Below are 19,464 nucleotides of genomic sequence, written 5' to 3'. Positions count from 1 at the left end.
ACGCCCGCCCTTTCCCCGACTTCACCTCGTCGCCTGGATCGCTTCCACCGCGCCGGGCAGCCAGTGGTCGCCGTCGCGGAGGCGAAAGCCCGTGCGATAGCCCCAGGCGCAGCTGTCGACCCCGACCGAGGCGAACGCCGCGCTGACCGCGCCGTAGTAGCGGATGCGCTGGGCCAGCGGCACGCGCGGGTCGTCCTGCACGCCGTATTCCCCGACGATCGGCACGCGCCCGGTACGGGCGATATAGGCGCGGACCTTGTCGACCGCGCTATCCAGCTCGGCCTTGTCCTGGGCCGAGCCGAACGGCCGGCCGATCGGCGGCGTCGGGTCCGCCCAGGGCGCGCCCTGATGGGTGAACAGGAACGGATCGTAATAGTGGAAGCTGGGCGTCACATAGGGATCGTCCGGCATCGTGAAGGCCAGCATCTTGTCCAGATTGTTCCACTGCGGCCCGACGATCACGGTCCGCCGGGGATTGGTCGCGCGGATCGCCGCCAGGGCCGGGCGGTAGAGACGGCCCAGATTGTCGTTGTCCAGCTTGTCGTGGGGCTCGTTGAGCAGCTCGAACCAGACGCTGGGCGGCGCCTGGGCGAAGCTGGCCGCCACCTGTCGCCACAGGGCCGTGTAGCGGGCCGACTGGCCTTCGGGGTCGCGCATCAGCGCGTCGTAATTGTGCAGGTCCAGCATGACCTGCAGGCCCGAAGCGCTCGCTAGGTCGACCACATGTCGCACGCGGGCCAGGAACGCCGGATCGATCGCGTAGGGCGGCGTCTCGGCGGCGTGGGCCGAGAAGGCCACCGGGATCCGCACCGTCGTGAAGCCGGCCGCGCGGAGGATCCTGAAATCGTCCTCGGCGATCGGCGGGCCCCAGGCGTTTTCGGTCGGCGCGTCCAGCATGTCGGACATGTTGATGCACTTGCCGGCCCGCAGGCGGGGTCCGACCCGGGCGAGCGCGGCCTTGGCCGGCGCGTAGGAAAAGCCCAGGACCATCGGATCGTCCCAGCGTCCGCCGAACTGGAACGGATAGCCGCCTCGGGTCAAGGCCAGGGGGGTCGTCGCGCCGCCCTGGCTCCACGCCCCCACGAAGGCCTGGCGCGCGGCGTCCCACCGGCCCTCATAGCGGCCGCCCACCGAGGTCAGGTCAAAGGCGAGGGCGTCGCCCTCGGCCCGGATATTGGCGATGGGCAGGCCGAAGGCGCCCTGGTCGGGGCTGTCGATCACGCCCGCCAGGGCGCCGGCCTGATGGCCGACATGCAGCGCGACCCGGAAGCGTTTGCCCTCCGCCTCCTCGATGGAGCCGACCCAGTCACCGATCGCCCGCGCCTCGACGGGCGCGGGAGTCTCGGCGCGCGCCGATGAACACGACAGCGACGCCAGGACGGCGACGCCGGCCGCCAGAGGCCAGATTCGGTTCGACATGCACATCCCCGCTCTACGCAGGGTGGATTTGACCCCACCCCGACGCGCTTGCCAAGCGCTCGGGGCTGGCCGTCCCCTACCGCCGCTTCGGCGAATACGGCCGCTTCTCCCGCCACGCCTCCGCGAACTTCTCCAGCTCCACGTCCGGCGCGTCCGGCAGGGTCACCACCAGGCGCGCGAACAGGTCGCCGCGGTGGCCCTTGGCGTCGGCCAGGCCGCGGCCCTTGAGCCGCAGCTTGGCGCCGGTGTTGGAGCCCTTGGGGACGGTCAGGGTCACCGGGCCGTCGGGCGTGGGGGCCTCGACCTTGCCGCCCAGCACCGCGTCGGGGACGCTGACCGGCAGGTCCATCACCAGGGCGCCGTTCTCGGGCCGGTAGATCGGGTGCGGCTTGATGGCCAGCTCGATCAGGGCGTCGCCCTGCCCGCCGCGGCCGGGGCTGCCCTGGCCCTTCAGGCGCAAGGTCTGGCCTTCCTGGGCGCCGGCCGGGATGGTGACGTCGATCGTGCGGCCGTCCGAGAAGGCCACGCGCTTCTTGCCGCCCTTGATCGCCTCTTCCAGGTCGATGTCGAGCCGGGCGCGCACGTCGGCGCCCCTGGCCGCGAAGCCGCCGCCGCCGAAGCCGCCGCCCGCCCCGGCCCCCGCGCCGCGATTGCGGCCCAGGATGTCGCCGAACAGGTCGTTGAGGTCGATCTCGGGCCCCTCGCCGCCGCCGCTGCTGCGGAAGCCGCCGCCGCGTCCGCCGAAGCCGGCCCCGAACGGGTTGCCGCCGCCCGCCCCGAAGCCGCCGCGCATGGTCTCGCGGCCGTCGGCGTCGATCTCGCCGGCGTCGAACTTCTTGCGCTTGTCGGCGTCGCCCAGGATGTCGAAGGCGGCGCTGACCTGCTTGAACTTCTCTTCCGACTTCTTGTCGCCCTTGTTGGCGTCGGGGTGATGCTGCTTGGCGAGCTTGTGGAACGCCTTGCGGATTTCCGCCGCGCTCGCGGTGCGGGAAACGCCAAGCTCCAGATAGGGGTCGCGCGCCAAGGAGGCTCCTCACGTCAGTTCAAACAGGCGGAACGCCTCAATTAGGCCGTTCGGCGCGGCGCGCAAGCGTTATGTTGCATTATTATCACAGCAAGGTCCGTGACATCGCGCCCCAGCCGAACAGGGCCGAGCCCTGGGCGACCCTGACAGCCAGGGGCCCGGTCGGTCCAGCGGGGAAATCGGCGGCGCGCTGGGCGGCGGCGTAGGTGAAGCTCGACGTGGTGGTCTCGGCGGCGCGGACCACGGTCTCGCCGTCCAGGACCTCGACGCGATAGACCTCGCGCTCCTCGCCCAGCGGAACCTCGGCGTCCCAGCCGTCGCCGGCCAGGCGGGCGCGGCGGATCCAGGTCACCAGCGTGTCGCCGCCCTGGCTCCGCGCGCGCAGATGGACCGGCGACCAGGGACGGGCCGACAGGCCGCGCCAGGTCTGGACCGTCTGGCTCATCGAGGGGCCCGAGGCCGGCCCGCCGGCCGGGGCGGCGCGCCAGGTCAGCGGCAGGCCGCGCTCGGCCAGGACCAGGTCGGCGCGGACCAGGGCCTGGTCCAGCACCACCACCGCCGCCCCGGCGAGGGTCAAGGCGGCCACGGCCGGGTCGCTGCCGGCCTGGCCGCGCAGCAGGCCCGACAGGGTCCAGGCGTCGGGGCCCACCGGTTCGGCGGTCAGGAACTGCAGGATCTCCCACGCGCCGTTCGCGCCCTGCACCGCCAGGGCGTTGGCCCCGGCCAGGACCGCGGAGCGGTCGCGGCTGGCGGGCGCGGAGCCCTCCAGCCGCACGGTCAGCCGCGTGGCGCGGTCGAAGCGGTGCAGCGGCCCGGCCGGCAGGTCCGACAGGATGACACCCACCGTGGCCGGGACGCCGGCCGTGGCCCGCACGCGCAGGGCCTCCTGCCCCGCGCCGGCATGGACGTCGAAGGCCCGCCACGGCGAGGCGGCCACCGCGACCAGCGGCCGCTCGTCGGCCTGGCCCGGCAAGTCCAGGACCCGCAGGACCGGCGGGCCGGGAACCTCGCGCGGCGCGGTCGGCGACCAGTCCAGGTCGCCGCCGACCCGCACCGGATCGGCCGTCGGGACCAGCTGGGCGCGGGGATGTTCGTCCAGGTCGACCCGGGTCACCCGCCAGGTCGCGCTGTCCAGCACAAGCCGATCGCCAGGCTCCAGGCGCAGAGCGGCCAGGGGCGACAGGTGGACGGTCGCCTCGCGCGGATCGGCGGCGGCCAACAGGCGCTCGGCCACGGCCCGAGCGTCGGCGGCGGCCAGCACCAGCGGCGCGTCGAGGTCGGCGCTGCCCTCCCCGTCCTCGCGACGCACGATCACCGACCCGGTCTGGTAGTCGCGGGCGGCGTCGATGAAGCGCAGGCGCAGGGCCTGGACCGGGGCGGCCAGGGTCCGGCCGGCGCTCAGCGGCGCGGCGCGGTCCTCCGGCCAGGCCAGGTCGTCGTCGCCCAGGGCCAGGGCCGCCGGGCCCGAGCGGCCGGCCAGCGCGACGCCGTCCTGGCGCTCGACCGGATCCAGGGCGAAGGCCTCCAGCAGCGGACCCAGGGCGTCGCGCAGCCGCATCGGCCGGTCGACCACATAGCCGACGATGGCCCCGCCGGCCTCGCCCGGATCGATCGCCACGCCCGCGCGCTGGGCCAGGGCGGCGACCAGCTCGGGCAGCGGCGCGATCCCGGCCCGGCCGTTCAGCCAGTGGCCCAGGGTCCAGTTGGGCCCGTCGGCCCAGACGCCGCTCCGGGCCGGGAAGTCGGGGAACGGCCGGGCGTCCCAGCACCAGGCGGCCGCAGCCTCGATCATCGGCCCGCCATAGACCGGCGACACCGGGTTGGTCGCCGGGTCGGCCAGGTGGGCCAGCACCGCCTCCAGCGCCCGCCGCTGGCCGACCTCGTCGCGGGTCCCGTCCGAGAACGGCGGCAGGGCGCTCTCGGCGCTCTTCTGGTCGACGAACAGGTTCGGGGCGTTGGCGCCCTTGTCGACCGCGCCGCAGCCGAACTCGACCAGCCGCAGCGGCTTGGACCGGGGAACCCAGGCGGTCGGCGTCGAAGCGCGGACGCCGCCGGGGCGGTTGAAATGCGGGTTGCTCCACCAGGACAGCAGGTCCTTGGGCCGGAACACCCACGGCTCGCCATAGGCGCCGTCGGTGATCGGGGCGCGGACCTGGGCCGCCCGCGCCGCGTCGGAGGCGTAGAACCAGTCGAAGCCCTCGCCGCCGACCAGGTTGGCGCGCAGGTAGTCGACGTCGTGCGGCCCGCCCAGCGCCGCGTCCAGGTGCGCGTCGCCGTCGCGCCAGTCGGCCATCGGCGGGTAGAAGTCGATCCCGACGAAATCGATATTGGCGTCGCTCCACAGCGGGTCGAGGTGGAAGTGGACGTCGCCGGAACCGTCGCCCGGCTGGTGGCCGAAATATTCGCTCCAGTCGGCGGCGTAGCCCAGCTTCGTCGCCGGCCCCAGCAGCGACCGGACCTCGCCGGCCAGGCTCTTCAGCGCGCTCACGGCCGGATAGGACGAGGGGCCGTCGCGCACCGTGGTCAGGCCGCGCAGCTCCGAGCCCAGGATGAAGCTGTCCACCCCGCCCGCCAGCTGGGCCAGCTTGGCGTAGTGCAGCAGCATCCGCCGCAGGCCCCAGTCGCCGGCCGCACCCGTATAGGTCGGCAAGCCGTCGTCGACGCCGAACTGGCCCGCCGTGGCGGCGCCGAACAGGCTGGCGACCTGCGCCCCGGCCGCGGCGGTCTTGTCGGGCGAGCCCGGCCGGCCGGGCGCGGGATGGCAGTTGATCCGGCCGCGCCAGGGATAGGCCCCCTGCCGCGCGCCGCCATAGGGGTCGGGCAGCGCGTCGCCGGCCGGCACGTCCATCAGCACGAACGGATAGAGGGTGACCCTCAGCCCGCGCCGCTTCAGCTCGGCGATGGCCTGCAGCACGGCCCTGTCGGCCGGCGTGCCGCCATAGGCCGGGCCGCCGCCGTTCGTGGAGACCACCGCCGCGCCCGCCCGGTCGACGCCGTTGACCCGCCAGTCGAACGGGATCGTCGTCTTGGCCGCCTGCTCGACCTTGGGCCGGATCGCGCACGACCCGCAGCGCAGGTCGTCGCCGAACCAGGCGACCACCAGGGTCACTTCCTCGACATGGGGCAGCTGGGCCTGGAGCTGGTCGAGCGACACCACCAGGTCGGGGCGGCCCTCGGTGTTGTTCAGGGTCTCGGCCGTGGTCCGGGTCAGGCCGTCGCGGCGCATCACCAGGTCGGTGGCGTAGACGAACTCGCCCGCGCCCGGGATCAGGCAGACGCCTTTCAGGCGTTCCTCGATGCCGGCTGGCGCGTCGCTGGCGTGCGGACGGTGGAACACCTCGAACGACAGCTGCGGCGGGCGGTTGCCGTAGGCGCCCAGCGGCAGGTCCTCGAACACCACATAGGCCGTGCCGCGATAGGCGGGAGCCTCGCCCTCGACGGCGGCGATCAGGGGGTCGGGCCCCTGGTCCTCGGCCCCGGTGTGGACGCGCATGACCACCCCGACCATGTCCATCGGCTTGCCGTCGGCCCAGACCCGGCCGATGCCGTCGATCGGCCCCTCGCAGACGGCGACGGCGAACGACAGGCTGTAGGCGGCGCTGGTGGTGCGCGCGCCCTTCCCGCCGCCGGACCGGCCGTCGACCCAGCGCTCCTTGAACCGCGCGGCCCAGATCACCTGGCCGGCGACCCGGGCTCGACCGAACACCGCCGCCATCGGCGCGCCCTCGGCCGCCCCCGACAGCCGCAGCTCGGGAATGCGCGGCCCGACCCGGCGGGCCGGGGTCAGGGCGTTGATCGCGGCGCTGTCGATCGCCGCCCCGACCGCCAGGCCGATCGCGCCGCCGACGGGACCCGCCACGGCCGTGCCGACGGCGGAGAGAATGACCTGGGCCATGGGGTGTCCTTCAGGGTTCGGGAAAACGAAAGGCCGCGACCAGCCGCTCGCGCCACCAGCGGCCCAGCCAGCTCTCGACGCAGGCCCGGCCCCAATAGGCGTGGATCATCCGGTCCTCGGCCGAGGCGATCGCGCAGTGCTTGGCCGGGGCGTCCGGCGCCATGCGGAACAGCAGCACGTCGCCCGGACCGGCGGCGGCCGGGTCCAGCCGGATCAGCCGGCGGTCCAGGGCCTGGGCCAGCAGCTCGCGCCCGCCCAGCTCGGCCCAGTCAGGACGGTAGGGCGGCGGCGCCTCCGGCTCAGGGCCGTGGAGCGCCCGCCAGACGCCGCGCACCAGCCCCAGGCAGTCGCAGCCGACCCCGCGCAAGGAGGCCTGGTGCTGGTAGGGCGTGCCGAGCCAGAGGCGGGCTTCGTGGAGGGCGCGTTGGCTGGTTGCTGAATCCTCGACACAAAACGTTGTCATCCCGGAAGCCCCGCAGGGGCTGTCCGGGACCCAGGGGACTGGGCTGGCGCTTTGCGGTTCACCTGGATCCCGGACAAGCGCTGCGCCCGCCCGCCGTCAGGCGGGCCGCTTGCGCGACCCGAGGCCGGGATGACAACCATTTTGGGTAGCGAGAGGGGGCTCACCGCCGCCCGCCATCGTTCCGCTCCCCCTCGCTGGGGTACAGCGTCAGGAAGTCCTCGCCCGGCGCGGTCGGGAAGCCGCGGAAGTTCAGGCCGTTGCCGAACACCGCCCGGCAGGTGACCCAGCGCTTGTCGCAGGTCGCGCCGGGGAAGGCGGCCGGGTCGACGCCGCAGCGGGCGTCGCCGAACGCCGCGTCGCACGAGCGGCCGAAGGTGCGTCCGGCCACCCGGTCCAGCGCCGCCAGCGGACCCTCCAGGGCCAGGGTGAAGGCCCCGCCCTCGGCCTTGGCGGCGGCGATCCGGGCCAACCACAGCCGCACGCCCAGGCCCGGCGCCGACCAGTCGACGAGCCGGCATTCGACCCGCGCCCCGTCATAGAGCCCGGCGGCCAGGTCGGCCTCCGACAGCGCCGCGTCGTCGAAGCCGCCGACCGCCGCGGCCTGGCCCGGCGAGAAGCCGGCCGCCGTCTCGGCCGCGCCCGCGGTCCAGCCGCTGGTCGCCTTGCAGGCCACGCCCTCGACCATCAGGTCGCGGTCATGGTCGGTGAAGCCCAGCACGACGCCGTCGGCGCGGGTCAGGATCCAGGCGTGGCACAGGCTGGCCGCGCCGCTTTCGATGCGGTCGGCCAGGTCGGCGGGAACGGCGCGCATCAGACCCGCACCTCGACCAGGGCCACCGCCCCGACCCGGGCGGCGTTGAAGCCTTCCAGGGTCACGTCGATGCGGTCGCCGTCGAAGCGCACCGGCACGTCGAACTCGAAGCCGGCGGTGACCGCCGCCCCGGCCGCCGGGGCGCTCGCCAGGGTCACCAGGCCGGTGGCCGCGTCGACCGTGAAGCCGCCCGCCGCCAGGGCGACGCCGGCCACCGCCACCTTGACCGTGCCGGCCACCGGCTTGGCGATCGGCCGGACCACCGCCGTCTCGCCGCTTCCGTAGGTCTTGACCAGGGCGAAGGTCCTGCGGACCCCGTCGCCGGTCCCCAGCGCCTGGTCGGCGGCGGCCGGCGTCGCCGAGGGCGCGCACGACTTGCAGTCGGCCGGGTCGCGGAACCGGAAGCCATGCAGCCGCCCGCGCCGCGCTTCGAAGAAGACGACCAGGGCGGCGGCGTCGTCCAGCGGCCGCGTCGCCGTGCCGATCAGGTAGCGCCGCCGCCCCTGGGCCCAGGGGCTGGACCGCCGCTCGAAGCCCGACGCCAGGGTCGTCACCTGGGTCCGCCGCTCGACCCCGCCGGTGCAGCCGAAGGCCAGCCGCGCGGGCAGGCGCGTCTCGTGGAACGCGGTCATGGAGATGTCCTTCATCGAACCCTCGCCCATGGGGCGAGGGAGGGGCCCGCGCCGCAGGCGTGGGAGGCTGAGGGGGTGGTGGGGCGGCCGGCGCGCCGGCAGGGCGGCGGTGCGAAGACGGCGAGGGCGTAATCCCTCACCCTCCCACCGCTTTCGCGGCGGGCCCCGCCCTCTCCCGCCGGGAGAGGGTTCAAGCCGGCCGAGGTTAAACCCTCGTCATGACTTGCAATTCACTTAAGCCGCGACGTCGCCGGCCCTAATCTCAGGCTCAGGATTGGGAGCTGGAAATGGACTGGAAATCGTTGTTCTTCTCGGCCGAGGGCCGGATCGGCCGCCAGGTGTTCTGGATCGGCTGGCTGATGCTGCTGGGCGCCCACGTGGTGGCCGGCTGGATCCCGCTGGTCGGCCAGGTGATCGGCCTGATCGCCGTGTTCGCCTGGGTCTGCCTGTGCACCAAGCGCCTGCACGACATGGGCCGCAGCGGCTGGTGGCAACTGCTGCCGATCGTGCTGGGGCCGGTGCTGATCATCGGCTCGGCGATGTCGATCGGCATCGGCGCGATCCTGGGCGAGATCACCAACACCGACTGGGCCGCCCTGGCCGGCGTCGGCGGCCTGCTGGTCAGCGTCGCCATCGCTTTCATCGCCGTGGCCGCCTTCACCCTGTGGGTGGGCGTGACCGAGGGCCAGCCGGGCGAGAACCGTTATGGCGAACCGCCGCTGACGCCGCTGATGGCTTAGGGGCGGCCCGAAAGCCGCTCCTATTTTTCTTCGTCGCCCGTAGTCTTTATCGCTGCCTGATCGGGACTTTCGAGCCGCGTTTGCCAAGTTTGCACGATGTCGAAATCGCCTTCCGATCCTGCCTCAAGCCGAAACGACCCTGGCCCATCGAGTGGAATGGTGAACGGTCCCAGCGGCGCGACGGTTCCGTTCAGGATTTCGTCAGCGTCAAAAGCGCCATCCGCCTCGAAGACCTTTTCACCGGCGTCATTCACAATACGGAACGACAGCGGGTATACCCCAATCTCGAGAGCATCTATGATTGGCACAACCCACACTCGCGGCTTGGCGGGAAATTTCGTAAAACCAATGACGGGACTTGAAATCCCGATGATCATTGGCTTTCCCCCCTCCTCAATTCTCACATCGTCGCAGAGAAGTGCTGTTGCCACTCTATACGGCTTGCTCATTGCAGGACTCCCCTTTTGAAGCCCGTCGTCGACTGAGCTTTGGTGATGGGAGCCGGGCTCGAATCTGAGGTAAAAATAGCGCGCGGCTCATACCGAGCTGGGGAGTTCAGCCGCTCACTCAACGAAGCGATAGAGCCTTGGAGCTTAACCAGTGCTTCCGCATGAGGGTCGGGAGCTGCCTTTAGACAATTTTCAAGCGCGCTCACCAAAAACGTGTTCAGGCTCGTACCTACCACAGCCGCTCTTGTAGCGAGAGCACGATGAAGGTCGGGTCCCATCCTTAAAGAAAGTGTACCTGAATAAGGCTTCTCGGGCTCGACACCCCGTTCAACGCACCACTGCTCGTAATCTTCGATCGTGGCTTCAAATTCCGACATAATCGCGGACGCATCAGCCGTCGAGAAGGTTAGAACCGAGCGAGTGTTTATAACCTCTCCATGCAGAATGCCGGCCTCCATATCTAATTCTACGGAGGCGACATAGCCCTTAAACGTTACGGTAGTCATGGGCAGCATCCAACTTCTGTCAAAAAACGCCTCACAGATTTGAGCGCGCCTTTGTCACATTCCTTTCGTGGATGCGGCCTATGAAAGTTCGCATCCACATCCTCGATTGTCACTCGCATGCGCGACCCTCGACCTTCGGAAATCGTTCCGCCGATCGAGATAAAAAGCGCCTCGATGTCATCCCATCGCACGTTGCTGCGGATAGGATCGGCGAAGATGGCCTCAACCGTCTTTGCATGCTTACCGCTTGTAGGTGGTGATACCACGGACTGGCGCCAACTTCGTTAAGCTAGAGATTTCCTTTTCGCTAGCTCTTTTTGCGAGTGTGAACAAGACAGCCACAACGGGCGCGAGAACATCTTGCACAGAGGAATGACCACCTCCGGTGCCGGGACCGTGGATCGGGCGCTCGCCTTGTGGAAATTCGACGAGTCTTCGGCAACATGCCTACCCGGATTTGACGCTCAAAGTCGGATCATCGACTTGTTCGGGGAACTCAGGTCCAATCAACCAACATGCACTGGAAACGCCGCCCGGATTCTCCGCAGGAGTCGAAGTGATGGACATTGTGATTCAAAGCCGCCGCGCCCCCAGGCTGACCGCCCGGGCCAGGGCCTGGGCCAGCTGGGCGTCGGAGCGGGCCAGGCCGGCCGTGTCGCCGCCCTGGACGTTGACGGTCACATTGACCCCGCCGCCGCCCAGGGCCTCGACCGCCCCGGCCCCGGCGGGGCGGAACAGCTCGGGGCCGCGCTCGCCGACCAGGTAGGCGCCGCCGGCGAAGACCGGGCCGCCGTCCGCCCTGGCCCCCGAAAAGGCCGAGCCGACCGCTCCGGCCAGGGCCTTGACCAGCCCGCCGCCGCCCGACCCGCCGCCCAGGCCGCTCGACACCGCGTCCAGCACCGCCCCCGCCAGCTCGGCCAGGCTGACCTTGCCGTCGGCGGCCGCGTGGGCCAGCGACTTGGCCAGGCCCGTCCCGGCCTTGGAGAAGGCCTCGTCGATCGCGCGGGCGGCCTGCTCGGCCGGGGCGCGCAGGGCCGACAGGGCGGCGGCCGCCTCGGTCGCCCGGGCGGGGACGGCGTCCAGGCCGTCCCCTGCCCTATCAAGGGAATCGAAGTCGCTCATGGGGTCTCCCAAGGGATTGGATCGTCGGGGAAGCGGGCGATCAGGGCGTCCAGGGCCGCGCGGTCCAGGACCGGGGCGGCCGGCGCCTCGGCCAGGGCCCGCCACTCGGCCAGGGACAGCCGCCAGAAGGCCTCGGGCGCGAGGGCCAGCCGCAGGCTCGCCAGGCGCAGGGCCGCGCGCCAGTGGGGTTTCATGCGGACGCGACCAAGGCGGCGGCCACCGCGGCGACGGCTTGCGGGACCGACACCGGCGCGGCGTCCAGCACCGCCGGATCCTCGCCGCCGCCCTCCAGCAGGGCGGCCAGCACGGCCAGCAGCTCGCGCGCCGACAGCCGGCCGAACCGCTCGGGCAAGGCGCTCCAGTCGTCCAGGCCGAGGATCGCCTCGATCCGGGCCAGGGCGCCCAGCGTCAGGCACAACCGGCGCGGCGATCCGGCCAGCGGGACGACGACCTCGCCGCGGGCGGGGTTGGGGGTCAGAGGCATGGGGTTTTCCGTTCTATTGAGCGTTCCGAAGCGGTTGTCATCCCGGACAAGCCCGGCGAAGCCGAACGCCGATCCGGGACCGCCGGAAGCGCGGCGCTCAGGCGTCGGTCCCGGATCTTCGCGCTGCGCGCTCGTCCGGGATGACAGCCGTTTCTGAACCAAAGGCCGCAGTCCTAGATCGCCGTGAACGTCACCGGTCCGGCCGAGGCCAGGGACAGGGCGAAGGCGGCCTCGCCGTCGTGGTCGCCGGCGTATTCCAGGGCCGCCACCAGGAACGGCCCCTCCAGCTGCACGAAGTCGGGGATCACCAGGCGCCACACGCGGGCGGTCTGGGCGAAGAAGCTGTCGCGCACCGCCGCGTCGGACGCCGCGTCGCGGAACACGCCGCCGCCAGAGACCGCGACCGAGCGCACGCCCGACCCGGCCAGCAGCTCGCGCCAGCGGCCGGCGCTGTCGCCGTCGGTGGCGTCGATCGTCTGGGCGTTGAGGCTGATCGTGCGGGCCCGCAGGCCGGCCACGGTGGTGAAGGTCGGCGTCGGCGCGCCGTCGCTGATCTTCAGCAGGATGTCTTTGCCGGCTTGGGCGGCCATGGGGAGTTCCTTTCGCTAGAGGGCTTCGGTCACCGCCCGCACCCGCAGCACGCCCAGCGACAGCTCGCGGTCGGCGGCGCGGAAGACGTCGGCATAGGTGACGCGCAGGGTGACCAGGCGGCGGCCGGCGACGGCCAGCGGGGCGTTGTGCACGGCCGCCCGGACCGCCGAGGTGACGGCGCGCGCCTCCTCCGGTCCGCCGAACTTGCTGGCGCAGGTCAGGGTCAGCAGGTGCTCCAGGGCGTCGGCGTCCGGTCCGGCCGGCCGGCTCTCCTGGCGGCCCAGGCTGACGCAGGGATAGACCGGATGGCGCGGCGGGTCGGCGTGGACCCGGGCGGCGACCAGGGCCGAGACGGCGGGCGCGGCCTTCAGGGCCTCGACCAGGGCGGCGGCGATCGCCGCGTCGGGGCTCAAATTGCCGGGGCCGCTCACAGCCGGGCCTCCCGGTACGGGGCCAGCCAGGCCTCGACCAGGTTGGGCGGCGGTTCGGAGTCGTCGCGGTGCTCGTAGGCGTGGGCGACCAGGCGCAGCACGGCCAGGCGCAGCGGCGCGGGGCTGGCCGGCGTCAGGGCCAGGCCCGTGGCGGCGGCGACGCGGGCCTCGGCGGCGTCGACCAGCAGGCCGACCAGGGCGTCCTCGGCGGCGTCGGCCACGCGCAGGAAGCCCTTGGCCTCGGCCAGGGTGATGGAGAGGGGCATGTGGGGGTTCCTGGAAGGAAGGGACTCCCCCCTCCGGTCCTTCGGACCACCTCCCCCACAGGGAGAGGAGCGATCACGAAATCCTCCCCCCGTGGGGGAGGTGTCGGCGCAGCCGACGGAGGGGGGAGTATTAGGGCGTCCGCCCGCGGCTACGAAACCGCGAACTTCAGCAGCTTGATCGCGTCGAAGTTCTGCACCCCGCCGCCGACCCGCTTGGTGGTGTAGAACAGCACGTGGGGCTTGGCCGAATAGGGGTCGCGCAGGACCCGCACCCCGGCCCGGTCGACGATCAGGTAGCCTTTTTCGAAATCGCCGAAGGCGATGGCGAGTGCGTTCGAAGCCACGTCGGGCATGGCCTCGATCTCGGTGACCGGATAGCCCAGCAGCGACGCCGACTGGCCCGGCTGCAGGGCGGCGTTCCAGATGTAGTTGCCCTGGGCGTCCTTGAACTTGCGCACGGCGCTGACCGTGCGGCGGTTCATCACGAAGCGGCCGTTCTGGCGGTACTGGGTCTTGGCCGCGTAGATCAGGTCGATCAGCTTGTCGGTCGGGTTCGAGGCCGGCCAGGCGCCGGCCACGCCGGTGGCGAGATAGCCGACCTGGCCCCAGGTCGCCGAGGCGTCGGCCGCGGCGGTGTAGGCCAGCAGGCCCTTGGGCTTGTTGACCCCGTCGCCGGCGACGAAGGCGGCGGTCTCCTGGGCGGCGAAGGCGTCCTGCACCTCCTCCGCCAGCCACTCGTCGATGTCGACATAGGCGTCGTCGAGCAGGGCCTGGGTGGCGGCCGGGCTGGCGTAGAGCTCGCCGGCCGGGAAGTCGATGACGTCCAGGGTCGGGGCGGCGGTCTCGGGCCGGACGGCGGTCTCGGCCACCCAGCTGGCGGCCAGGCCGGCCGTCGACACCGGCTTGCGGAACGTACCGGCCCCGATGGTGCGCACCTGGCAGATGTCGCGCATCGGCGAGGTGGCCTGCAGGCGGCGCAGGATCTGCCGCTCCAGCTCGGCCGGAGCCACATAGCCGCCGGCCGTGGCCACGCCTTCGGACAGGCCCTTGGCCTCCAGCAGCAGAGACGGGGTCTCGCCGGTCTTGATGTAGCGGTCGAAGGCGGCCTTGCGCTCGTCGACCCGCGCCAGCGGCGCGTCACCGCCAATCGAGGGTCTACGCGCGTCGGCCAGCACGCGGTCCAGCCGCGCCTGGGCCTGGGAGACGGCGTCGTCGATGCGCGCGACCTTCTCCTCCAGCAGCACGTCGGCCCGCTTGGTCTCCAGCGCGGCCAGCCGCTGGTCGTTGGCGGCCTTGAAGCCCTCGAACGCCGCCAGCACCTCGTGCAAGGCGGCGCGGGCCTCCGGCGAGGCCGCGGCCTGTTTGGTTTCCTTCATGGGAGTCTCCGGTTTGTGAAGTCGTCGAGGAACAGGTCCTCCCCAGTGGGGGAGGCGATCGCGCAGCGATCGGTGGGGGGAGTTTTCGAGAGGCGGATCACTCCCCCCTCCGGCCCTCCGGGCCACCTCCCCCACGGGGGGAGGATTGCTTGAGCCGCGCCCCAGGCAGCATTGGAAAAGTGACGATCGACACCTCCCACAACTCCACTTGGGTCAGCACCCGCAGGCGGCCGGTGTCGTCCAGCCGGGCCTTCACCGCGCGGAAACCGATCGACAGGCCGTCCAGGGCGCCGGCCTCGACCAGGGCGGCGACCAGCCTTCCGCGCGGCGTCGCGCGCAGGATGCGGCCGCGGACGTAGAGGCCCGTCGCGTCTTCCTTGATCTCGTCCCAGACGCCCACCGGCTCGGCGTCGTCGTGCTGGTGCAGCATCTTGACGCCGGCCGGACCGGTGCGGGCCAGGCTGGCGGCGAAGGCGCCCGAGGCGGCGACGTCGTCGTTGAGGTCGCGCGTCCAGAAGAGGGAGGCGTGGCCTTCGATGGGGAGGTCTTGAGTCATGAGGGCTCCAGTTTGGAGACGGTGGAAGACCCCCTCAGTCGCTCCGCGACAGCTCCCCCAGAGGGGCAGCATCTGAGCGCCAGTTGATCCTCCCCCTCTGGGGGAGGTGGCCCGGAGGGCCGGAGGGGGCCTGCGGCGTCGGACGCTAAGGCCGGTCCAGCTTGCTCTCGATCCGGGCCAGGGCCGCCCGGGTGGCGTCGGCCTGGGTCTCCAGGCGGGCCAGGCGTTCGGCGACCGGGGCCTGGGCGTCGAGGCGCTGGCGCAGGTCGTCGATCCGCGCGCTGGCCCGCCCGGCCCACATCAGGGCGGCGGCGGCCTGCAGGGCCACGGCGACCAGCAGGCCGAGCGAGACCTGGCGGTCGAGCCGCCAGCGGTTGGGTGATGTCATGGGTGTCTCCTGGAAGGTGAGGTCGGCGCACCTAGACCCTCCCCCTGTGGGGGAGGCGGCCGAAGGCCGGTGGGGGGAGTGATCGGGTCGTCAATTCGGGGCTGGGCATCTCCGGCCACTCCCCCCACCGTCGGCTGCGCCGACACCTCCCCCACAGGGGGAGGATTTAGCCCTCCAGCCCCGCCAGCCGCCTACGCTCGGCGTCGGTCAGGAAACTGGCCCCCTCCAGCCGCGCCCACAGGGTGTCGCGCTCGGCCGACAGGGCCGGCACGGCGTCCAGGTCGCAGGCGATCCGCGCGCCGGGGAACTTCGGCGCCAGCCATACCGACAGGGCCCGCGCCGCCCGCTCGGCCAGCGGCACCACCGTGTGGCGCCAGAACGCCCCGTTGGCCTCGCGGTAGTTGGCGTAACTCAAGTCGCCCGGGATGCCGAGGAGCTGGGGCGGCACGCCGAAGGCCAGGGCGATCTCGCGGGCGGCGGCGTGCTTGCCGGCGATGAAGTCCATGTCGGCGGGGCTCAGCGACATCGGCCGCCAGTCCAGCCCGCCCTCCAGCAGCAGCGGCCGGCCGGCGTTGGCCGTGCCGGCGTGGGCGTCGCCGAGCTCGGCCTTCAGCCGGTCGAACTGCTCGGCCGACAGCCGGTCGCCGGCCTCGCGGTTGGCGTAGACCAGGGCCCCGGACGGCCTCGCGGAATTATCGAGCAGGGCCTTGTTCCAGGCCCCCGAGGCGTTGTGCACGTCGATGGCGAAGGCCGCCGCCTCCAGGGGCGAGAAGCCGTAGTGGTCGTCGGTGGGGTTGAACAGCTTCAGGTGCAGCACCGGCAGCCAGCCGGCGGCGTCGCGGCCGATCCGCACCGTGCGGCCGGCGACCTGGTAGTCATAGGCCAGCGGCCAGCCGCGCGGGCCGGGCACGACGGTCATCCGGTCGGGCCGCAGGGCGTAGAGCTCGGTCGGGACGTCGTCTCCCGAGGCCTCGAGGTAGCCGTTGCCCGCCACCTGCAGGTGCCCGAAGAACGCCTCCATCAGGTCGGCCCCGCCCTGTTCGGGGTTGGGGGCCTGCAGCAGCCGGCGCAGCGGATGGTCGTCGGCCCGCCGGCCGCCGACGAACACCGACAGCGGCACGGCCGCGGCCGCCTCGGCGATCATCCGCACGCAGCGATAGGCGATCGGGTTCTTGCCGAAGCCCTCCGACGCCAGGGCGCCATAGTCCCGCGGCGTCCACCGCGGCCGCCCGGCCGTGGTCAGGGCGATCAGCCGCGCGGCCCGGGAGTCCTTGGCCTCCGGCGCCTTTTTCGGGGTTGGGCGGCGGGGTTTGAACAGGGGCATGGGCGCCTCGCGTGGGTTGAGAACAAATAAGGAACATGTTAGAGTTGAGCCTGTCAGCTCAACAGGTCCTCCCCCTGTGGGGGAGGCGATCGCGGAGCGATCGGTGGGGGGAGTGGAACGGCATGCGAGAACCCAAGGCCTTCATCGCCAGGGCCCGCGAACTGAGGAAGGACATGTCCCTTCCGGAGAAAATCCTGTGGACGGCCCTGCGGGGCTCGCAGCTGGACGGCTTGCGCTTCCGTCGACAGCACCCGATGGGGCCCTATGTCTTCGATTTCTTCTGCGCTTCGGCCCGCCTCGCGATCGAGGTCGATGGTTCCGCCCACGAGATGGGCGACCAACCCCAGCGCGACGCCGTGCGGGACGCATGGATGGCCGAGCGCGGCGTCCGCACCCTGCGCATACCGGCCCAATGGGTGCTGGAAGACGTGGACATCGCGGTCGCCGCCATACGGTCCGACCTGGCCGAACACGCCCCCCACCGGCCCTTCGGGCCACCTCCCCCACAGGGGGAGGGGCTGAGTTTTCTCGATCCTCCCCCTGTGGGGGAGGTGTCGGCGAAGCCGACGGTGGGGGGAGTGTCTTGACGCTTCACAACACGCTCAACCTCGGCCTTCTCCCCACCCCCAGCATCAGCTCGCTGACCGCCCAGACCAGGGCGTCCGCCCGGTCCGGGCTGTGGTCCAGGTCGCCCGAGCCCAGGGCCATCAGCTCCTCCTCCAGGGCCGGGAAGGCCCCGCAGTGGATCACGCGGCCCTGCTCGTACAGGGCCGCCACCGGCTCGGCCCGGGCGCGTTTGCCGACCGAGGCCTTGACCAGCTTGACCGCGCACGGCGGCGCGGCCTGGGCCAGGACCGAGCGGACCATGTCGCCGCCCTGGTTGGCCTCGGCCACCAGGGCGTCGGCCGACCAGCGCACGGCCGCCTCGACCGCGCGGCGGGCCCAGCCGTTGGGCGACAGGCCCCGCGCGGTGTGGTCGGCCAGCACGAAGGCCCGCCCGTCAAAACGCCCGCAGACCACGATGCCGCAGGCGTCGCCGCCCGCCGTGGCCGGCGGATCGACGGCCACGACCACCCGCTCGAAGCGGGCCGGCGGCGCGCCGCGGCAGCGGGCCAGGTCCTCGGCCCGGAACAGCCCGCCCTCGCCCTCGACGATCAGGCCGTCCAGCTCCTGGGCGGCCAGGCGGGTGCCGCCGTACAGGCCCAGCAGGGTCGACAGGAAGGCCGGCGCCAGGTGGTCGGCGTTGGCGCGGGTCGGGGCCCGGGTCTGGGCCGCGCCCGGCTCGGCGATCAGGTTGCGCAGGGCGCGGATCGGCCGCGGCGTGGTGGTGACCACCAGGCGCGGATCGGTCCCCAGGCGCAGGCCGAAGCGCAGCATGGCCAGGGTCTCGGCCGGCCGGGGCCAGGCGCAGAACTCGTCGGCCCAGGCGGCGTGGAACTGCGGTCCGCGCAGGCTGTCGGGGTCCTCGGCCGAAAAGGCCTGGGCGACGGCGCCGTTGCCGAACTCCAGCCGCCGGCGGCTGGCCTGCCATTTCGGGCGCTCGCCGGGCGGGTAGAGGCTCTTGATCCCGGACGGGCCCTCGATCATCACCTCGCGCACGTCGTGGAAGGTGGGACCGACCAGGGCCAGGTTGGCGCCGCGGGCGGCCTGCTGCTTGATCCAAGAGGCTCCCGCGAAGGTCTTGCCCGCCCCGCGTCCGCCCAGGAACAGCCAGGTGGTCCAGGGATCAGGCGGGGGCGCCTGGTGCGGGGCCGGGGCTCGCCACGCCGCCATGCAGCGCTCCACCAGCGTCCACGGCGCCAGCTCCGTCCACAGATTTAGATTCTCGGGCGATCTCAACCACGCCCAGTCGGCGTCGGATCTCGGCTCGAACTTGCTCCACCCGCTCGGGGGTTCGACCAGTGTCGTCATCCATTTCCGTCTCCAGCTTGGCGTCGGTTTCGTTTTCGTTGGCGGGCGGCGTCCTGGGCGCCGAGGCCGCCTCGGCCGGGTTGGCCACGCCCTTGCGGCTCATCACCAGGGCGCCGCTGAGGCGACGGCTGGCCAGGGCGGCGCCGGCGACCAGTCCATTGAGTTCGGCCTTGGAGGATTCGGCCTCGCCGCCCTTGATCCGCCGGACGTTGGCGACGTGGACCTCGACCAGCTCCAGATCGGCGTCTCGCATCTTCTGTTCGGGGCTCATCTCGCTTCTCCCGGCCATGACACAAAGATACGGGAGCAGCGGGCGCCGCTGATAAGTTTGGTCGAGAAAGTTTAGGGCGTTGATTTCGTTGACGTTGAGTCGCTGAACGCCGAGGATGGACGCGGCTGTATCCCCGTCATGGGCGTCAGTGGAGGCGATGTACGCACGAACCAGCTAGCGAATGGCGTCCGTTCGCGACCATCTCGCCGCAGCCGGCCGGACATTGGCATGGCGGCTCCGCCGTGAGATGCCTGCAGCCATGCTCGAACTCGATGACAGCCGCTGGTCCGAACTCTCCCACGCCTACGGCCAGGCGGCGGACATTCCCGACCTGCTTCGCCGGTTGGCGGAGCGCCCGGCGCAGCAAGGACCAAGGGACGAGCCGTGGTTCACGCTTTGGTCGAGCCTTTGTCACCAAGGCGACGTCTACAGCGCGTCCTATGCGGCGATCCCCCACATCGTCGAGATCGCCCTGTCGAAGACCGGTCCGATCGATTTCAGCTTCTTCCTGCTTCCGGCGTCGGTCGACGTGGCGCGGGTCAATGGCCGTGGACCCGCCACGCCAAGCTTTCTGAAAGCCGCCTATGACACGGCTATCGGACGCCTGTTCGACTGCGTCGTCGCCCATCGCGAGGACCGTTGGGACCAGGACATGACGATCGCCGCGACAGCGGCGATGGCCGTGTCCAAAGGGTGGCACGCGCTCGCCGAGGCCGTCATGAACCTCGACGAGGATTTGATTTCCAAGATCAACGACGGCGACTGGGATTGATCCCTTAGGTCCTGAGTTCCCTTCCAACAGTCT

At 71.8% G+C, this 19,464-nt stretch carries 24 protein-coding genes; 3 read left to right on the top strand and 21 right to left on the bottom strand.

The features are described 5' to 3' along the window. Positions 1 to 21: 21 nt before the first annotated feature. The 6 genes from ACSQ2G_RS19955 to ACSQ2G_RS19930 form a co-directional block, all read right to left on the bottom strand. Complete coding sequence (locus ACSQ2G_RS19955; protein ID WP_436033863.1) at positions 22 to 1,419, bottom strand: glycoside hydrolase family 5 protein; 1,398 nt, start codon at positions 1,417 to 1,419, stop codon at positions 22 to 24. A 76-nt stretch (positions 1,420 to 1,495) separates the two neighbouring features. After that, positions 1,496 to 2,443, bottom strand: a complete 948-nt coding sequence (locus ACSQ2G_RS19950) for a DnaJ C-terminal domain-containing protein (protein ID WP_436033861.1) — start codon at positions 2,441 to 2,443, stop codon at positions 1,496 to 1,498. 85 nt (positions 2,444 to 2,528) lie between these two features. Further along, positions 2,529 to 6,338: a baseplate multidomain protein megatron gene (locus tag ACSQ2G_RS19945; protein WP_436033859.1), complete on the bottom strand. Its 3,810-nt coding sequence runs from the start codon at positions 6,336 to 6,338 to the stop codon at positions 2,529 to 2,531. A gap of 10 nt (positions 6,339 to 6,348) precedes the next feature. Further along, positions 6,349 to 6,801, bottom strand: coding sequence for an NlpC/P60 family protein (locus ACSQ2G_RS19940; RefSeq protein WP_436033857.1), 453 nt, complete (start codon positions 6,799 to 6,801; stop codon positions 6,349 to 6,351). A gap of 160 nt (positions 6,802 to 6,961) precedes the next feature. Next, complete coding sequence (locus ACSQ2G_RS19935; RefSeq protein WP_436033855.1) at positions 6,962 to 7,612, bottom strand: baseplate hub domain-containing protein; 651 nt, start codon at positions 7,610 to 7,612, stop codon at positions 6,962 to 6,964. After that, positions 7,612 to 8,244 carry a phage distal tail protein, Rcc01695 family gene (locus ACSQ2G_RS19930; RefSeq protein WP_436033853.1) on the bottom strand — a complete coding sequence of 211 codons (633 nt, stop codon included), beginning with the start codon at positions 8,242 to 8,244 and terminating at the stop codon, positions 7,612 to 7,614. The genes ACSQ2G_RS19935 and ACSQ2G_RS19930 overlap by 1 nt, the downstream gene beginning before the upstream one ends. A gap of 287 nt (positions 8,245 to 8,531) precedes the next feature. Here ACSQ2G_RS19930 and ACSQ2G_RS19925 point away from each other — a divergent pair, with 287 nt between their 5' ends. After that, positions 8,532 to 8,984, top strand: a complete 453-nt coding sequence (locus ACSQ2G_RS19925; RefSeq protein WP_436033851.1) for a DUF805 domain-containing protein — start codon at positions 8,532 to 8,534, stop codon at positions 8,982 to 8,984. Between the two features lie 20 nt (positions 8,985 to 9,004). On the opposite strand, the gene ACSQ2G_RS19920 is transcribed toward ACSQ2G_RS19925, so the two are convergent. The 13 genes from ACSQ2G_RS19920 to ACSQ2G_RS19860 form a co-directional block, all read right to left on the bottom strand. Continuing rightward, entirely contained in the window at positions 9,005 to 9,433 is a 429-nt protein-coding gene (locus ACSQ2G_RS19920; RefSeq protein WP_436033849.1) for a DUF6941 family protein, read from the bottom strand. Continuing rightward, a complete protein-coding gene (locus tag ACSQ2G_RS19915) occupies positions 9,430 to 9,939 on the bottom strand; it encodes a type II toxin-antitoxin system HicB family antitoxin (RefSeq protein WP_436033847.1) in 510 nt (169 codons plus the stop codon). Before ACSQ2G_RS19915 ends, ACSQ2G_RS19920 begins: the two co-directional genes overlap by 4 nt. After that, entirely contained in the window at positions 9,936 to 10,130 is a 195-nt protein-coding gene (locus ACSQ2G_RS19910) for a type II toxin-antitoxin system HicA family toxin (RefSeq protein WP_436034048.1), read from the bottom strand. The genes ACSQ2G_RS19915 and ACSQ2G_RS19910 overlap by 4 nt, the downstream gene beginning before the upstream one ends. 382 nt (positions 10,131 to 10,512) lie before the next feature. Next, positions 10,513 to 11,061 (bottom strand): phage tail tape measure protein, encoded by a 549-nt coding sequence (locus ACSQ2G_RS19905; RefSeq protein WP_436033845.1) that lies wholly within the window; start codon positions 11,059 to 11,061, stop codon positions 10,513 to 10,515. Further along, positions 11,058 to 11,255 (bottom strand): phage tail assembly chaperone, encoded by a 198-nt coding sequence (locus tag ACSQ2G_RS19900; RefSeq protein WP_436033843.1) that lies wholly within the window; start codon positions 11,253 to 11,255, stop codon positions 11,058 to 11,060. Before ACSQ2G_RS19900 ends, ACSQ2G_RS19905 begins: the two co-directional genes overlap by 4 nt. Then, a complete protein-coding gene (locus tag ACSQ2G_RS19895) occupies positions 11,252 to 11,545 on the bottom strand; it encodes a GTA-gp10 family protein (protein WP_436033841.1) in 294 nt (97 codons plus the stop codon). Before ACSQ2G_RS19895 ends, ACSQ2G_RS19900 begins: the two co-directional genes overlap by 4 nt. A 173-nt stretch (positions 11,546 to 11,718) precedes the next feature. Continuing rightward, on the bottom strand, positions 11,719 to 12,135 hold the full coding sequence (locus ACSQ2G_RS19890) for a phage major tail protein, TP901-1 family (RefSeq protein WP_436033839.1): 417 nt from the start codon (positions 12,133 to 12,135) through the stop codon (positions 11,719 to 11,721). 15 nt (positions 12,136 to 12,150) lie between these two features. Further along, the gene (locus tag ACSQ2G_RS19885) at positions 12,151 to 12,567 is read right to left on the bottom strand and encodes a DUF3168 domain-containing protein (protein WP_436033837.1); all 417 of its coding nucleotides are present in this window, start codon (positions 12,565 to 12,567) and stop codon (positions 12,151 to 12,153) included. Continuing rightward, positions 12,564 to 12,833, bottom strand: coding sequence for a head-tail connector protein (locus tag ACSQ2G_RS19880; protein ID WP_436033835.1), 270 nt, complete (start codon positions 12,831 to 12,833; stop codon positions 12,564 to 12,566). Before ACSQ2G_RS19880 ends, ACSQ2G_RS19885 begins: the two co-directional genes overlap by 4 nt. 149 nt (positions 12,834 to 12,982) lie before the next feature. Then, positions 12,983 to 14,209: a phage major capsid protein gene (locus ACSQ2G_RS19875; protein WP_436033833.1), complete on the bottom strand. Its 1,227-nt coding sequence runs from the start codon at positions 14,207 to 14,209 to the stop codon at positions 12,983 to 12,985. A 97-nt stretch (positions 14,210 to 14,306) separates the two neighbouring features. Further along, positions 14,307 to 14,765, bottom strand: coding sequence for an HK97 family phage prohead protease (locus ACSQ2G_RS19870; RefSeq protein ID WP_436033831.1), 459 nt, complete (start codon positions 14,763 to 14,765; stop codon positions 14,307 to 14,309). Positions 14,766 to 14,910: 145 nt separating this feature from the next. Further along, complete coding sequence (locus ACSQ2G_RS19865; protein WP_057186487.1) at positions 14,911 to 15,153, bottom strand: hypothetical protein; 243 nt, start codon at positions 15,151 to 15,153, stop codon at positions 14,911 to 14,913. A 166-nt stretch (positions 15,154 to 15,319) separates the two neighbouring features. Next, entirely contained in the window at positions 15,320 to 16,477 is a 1,158-nt protein-coding gene (locus ACSQ2G_RS19860; protein WP_436033829.1) for a phage portal protein, read from the bottom strand. A 122-nt stretch (positions 16,478 to 16,599) separates the two neighbouring features. On the opposite strand from ACSQ2G_RS19860, the gene ACSQ2G_RS19855 reads away from it, so the two are divergent. Further along, positions 16,600 to 17,064 carry an endonuclease domain-containing protein gene (locus ACSQ2G_RS19855; RefSeq protein ID WP_436033827.1) on the top strand — a complete coding sequence of 155 codons (465 nt, stop codon included), beginning with the start codon at positions 16,600 to 16,602 and terminating at the stop codon, positions 17,062 to 17,064. Positions 17,065 to 17,068: 4 nt separating this feature from the next. Here ACSQ2G_RS19855 and ACSQ2G_RS19850 read toward each other — a convergent pair whose 3' ends face one another. Both ACSQ2G_RS19850 and ACSQ2G_RS19845 read right to left on the bottom strand, forming a co-directional pair. Further along, positions 17,069 to 18,250 carry a DNA-packaging protein gene (locus ACSQ2G_RS19850; RefSeq protein ID WP_436033825.1) on the bottom strand — a complete coding sequence of 394 codons (1,182 nt, stop codon included), beginning with the start codon at positions 18,248 to 18,250 and terminating at the stop codon, positions 17,069 to 17,071. Then, positions 18,204 to 18,659, bottom strand: a complete 456-nt coding sequence (locus ACSQ2G_RS19845) for a hypothetical protein (protein WP_436033824.1) — start codon at positions 18,657 to 18,659, stop codon at positions 18,204 to 18,206. The genes ACSQ2G_RS19850 and ACSQ2G_RS19845 overlap by 47 nt, the downstream gene beginning before the upstream one ends. 259 nt (positions 18,660 to 18,918) lie before the next feature. On the opposite strand from ACSQ2G_RS19845, the gene ACSQ2G_RS19840 reads away from it, so the two are divergent. Further along, positions 18,919 to 19,431, top strand: coding sequence for a hypothetical protein (locus ACSQ2G_RS19840; protein WP_436033822.1), 513 nt, complete (start codon positions 18,919 to 18,921; stop codon positions 19,429 to 19,431). The last annotated feature ends 33 nt before the right edge of the window (positions 19,432 to 19,464 follow it).

Origin of the sequence: Caulobacter sp. LjRoot300, assembly GCF_964253875.1 — a bacterium.
In the GTDB taxonomy this organism is placed as follows: domain Bacteria; phylum Pseudomonadota; class Alphaproteobacteria; order Caulobacterales; family Caulobacteraceae; genus Caulobacter.
Note: the sequence above shows the minus strand (reverse complement) of the source record. Positions and strands in the feature narration are given on the sequence as shown.

Coding starts and splice junctions, on each gene's coding strand:
- ACSQ2G_RS19930 (WP_436033853.1), bottom strand. CDS start 8,244: ATGACCGCGTTCCACGAGACGCGCCTGCCCGCGCGGCTGGCCTTCGGC.
- ACSQ2G_RS19845 (WP_436033824.1), bottom strand. CDS start 18,659: ATGAGCCCCGAACAGAAGATGCGAGACGCCGATCTGGAGCTGGTCGAG.
- ACSQ2G_RS19895 (WP_436033841.1), bottom strand. CDS start 11,545: ATGCCTCTGACCCCCAACCCCGCCCGCGGCGAGGTCGTCGTCCCGCTG.
- ACSQ2G_RS19925 (WP_436033851.1), top strand. CDS start 8,532: ATGGACTGGAAATCGTTGTTCTTCTCGGCCGAGGGCCGGATCGGCCGC.
- ACSQ2G_RS19860 (WP_436033829.1), bottom strand. CDS start 16,477: ATGCCCCTGTTCAAACCCCGCCGCCCAACCCCGAAAAAGGCGCCGGAG.
- ACSQ2G_RS19940 (WP_436033857.1), bottom strand. CDS start 6,801: ATGACAACGTTTTGTGTCGAGGATTCAGCAACCAGCCAACGCGCCCTC.
- ACSQ2G_RS19905 (WP_436033845.1), bottom strand. CDS start 11,061: ATGAGCGACTTCGATTCCCTTGATAGGGCAGGGGACGGCCTGGACGCC.
- ACSQ2G_RS19945 (WP_436033859.1), bottom strand. CDS start 6,338: ATGGCCCAGGTCATTCTCTCCGCCGTCGGCACGGCCGTGGCGGGTCCC.
- ACSQ2G_RS19850 (WP_436033825.1), bottom strand. CDS start 18,250: ATGGCGGCGTGGCGAGCCCCGGCCCCGCACCAGGCGCCCCCGCCTGAT.
- ACSQ2G_RS19955 (WP_436033863.1), bottom strand. CDS start 1,419: ATGTCGAACCGAATCTGGCCTCTGGCGGCCGGCGTCGCCGTCCTGGCG.
- ACSQ2G_RS19855 (WP_436033827.1), top strand. CDS start 16,600: ATGCGAGAACCCAAGGCCTTCATCGCCAGGGCCCGCGAACTGAGGAAG.
- ACSQ2G_RS19935 (WP_436033855.1), bottom strand. CDS start 7,612: ATGCGCGCCGTTCCCGCCGACCTGGCCGACCGCATCGAAAGCGGCGCG.
- ACSQ2G_RS19900 (WP_436033843.1), bottom strand. CDS start 11,255: ATGAAACCCCACTGGCGCGCGGCCCTGCGCCTGGCGAGCCTGCGGCTG.
- ACSQ2G_RS19870 (WP_436033831.1), bottom strand. CDS start 14,765: ATGACTCAAGACCTCCCCATCGAAGGCCACGCCTCCCTCTTCTGGACG.
- ACSQ2G_RS19920 (WP_436033849.1), bottom strand. CDS start 9,433: ATGAGCAAGCCGTATAGAGTGGCAACAGCACTTCTCTGCGACGATGTG.
- ACSQ2G_RS19880 (WP_436033835.1), bottom strand. CDS start 12,833: ATGCCCCTCTCCATCACCCTGGCCGAGGCCAAGGGCTTCCTGCGCGTG.
- ACSQ2G_RS19915 (WP_436033847.1), bottom strand. CDS start 9,939: ATGACTACCGTAACGTTTAAGGGCTATGTCGCCTCCGTAGAATTAGAT.
- ACSQ2G_RS19875 (WP_436033833.1), bottom strand. CDS start 14,209: ATGAAGGAAACCAAACAGGCCGCGGCCTCGCCGGAGGCCCGCGCCGCC.
- ACSQ2G_RS19840 (WP_436033822.1), top strand. CDS start 18,919: ATGCTCGAACTCGATGACAGCCGCTGGTCCGAACTCTCCCACGCCTAC.
- ACSQ2G_RS19865 (WP_057186487.1), bottom strand. CDS start 15,153: ATGACATCACCCAACCGCTGGCGGCTCGACCGCCAGGTCTCGCTCGGC.
- ACSQ2G_RS19890 (WP_436033839.1), bottom strand. CDS start 12,135: ATGGCCGCCCAAGCCGGCAAAGACATCCTGCTGAAGATCAGCGACGGC.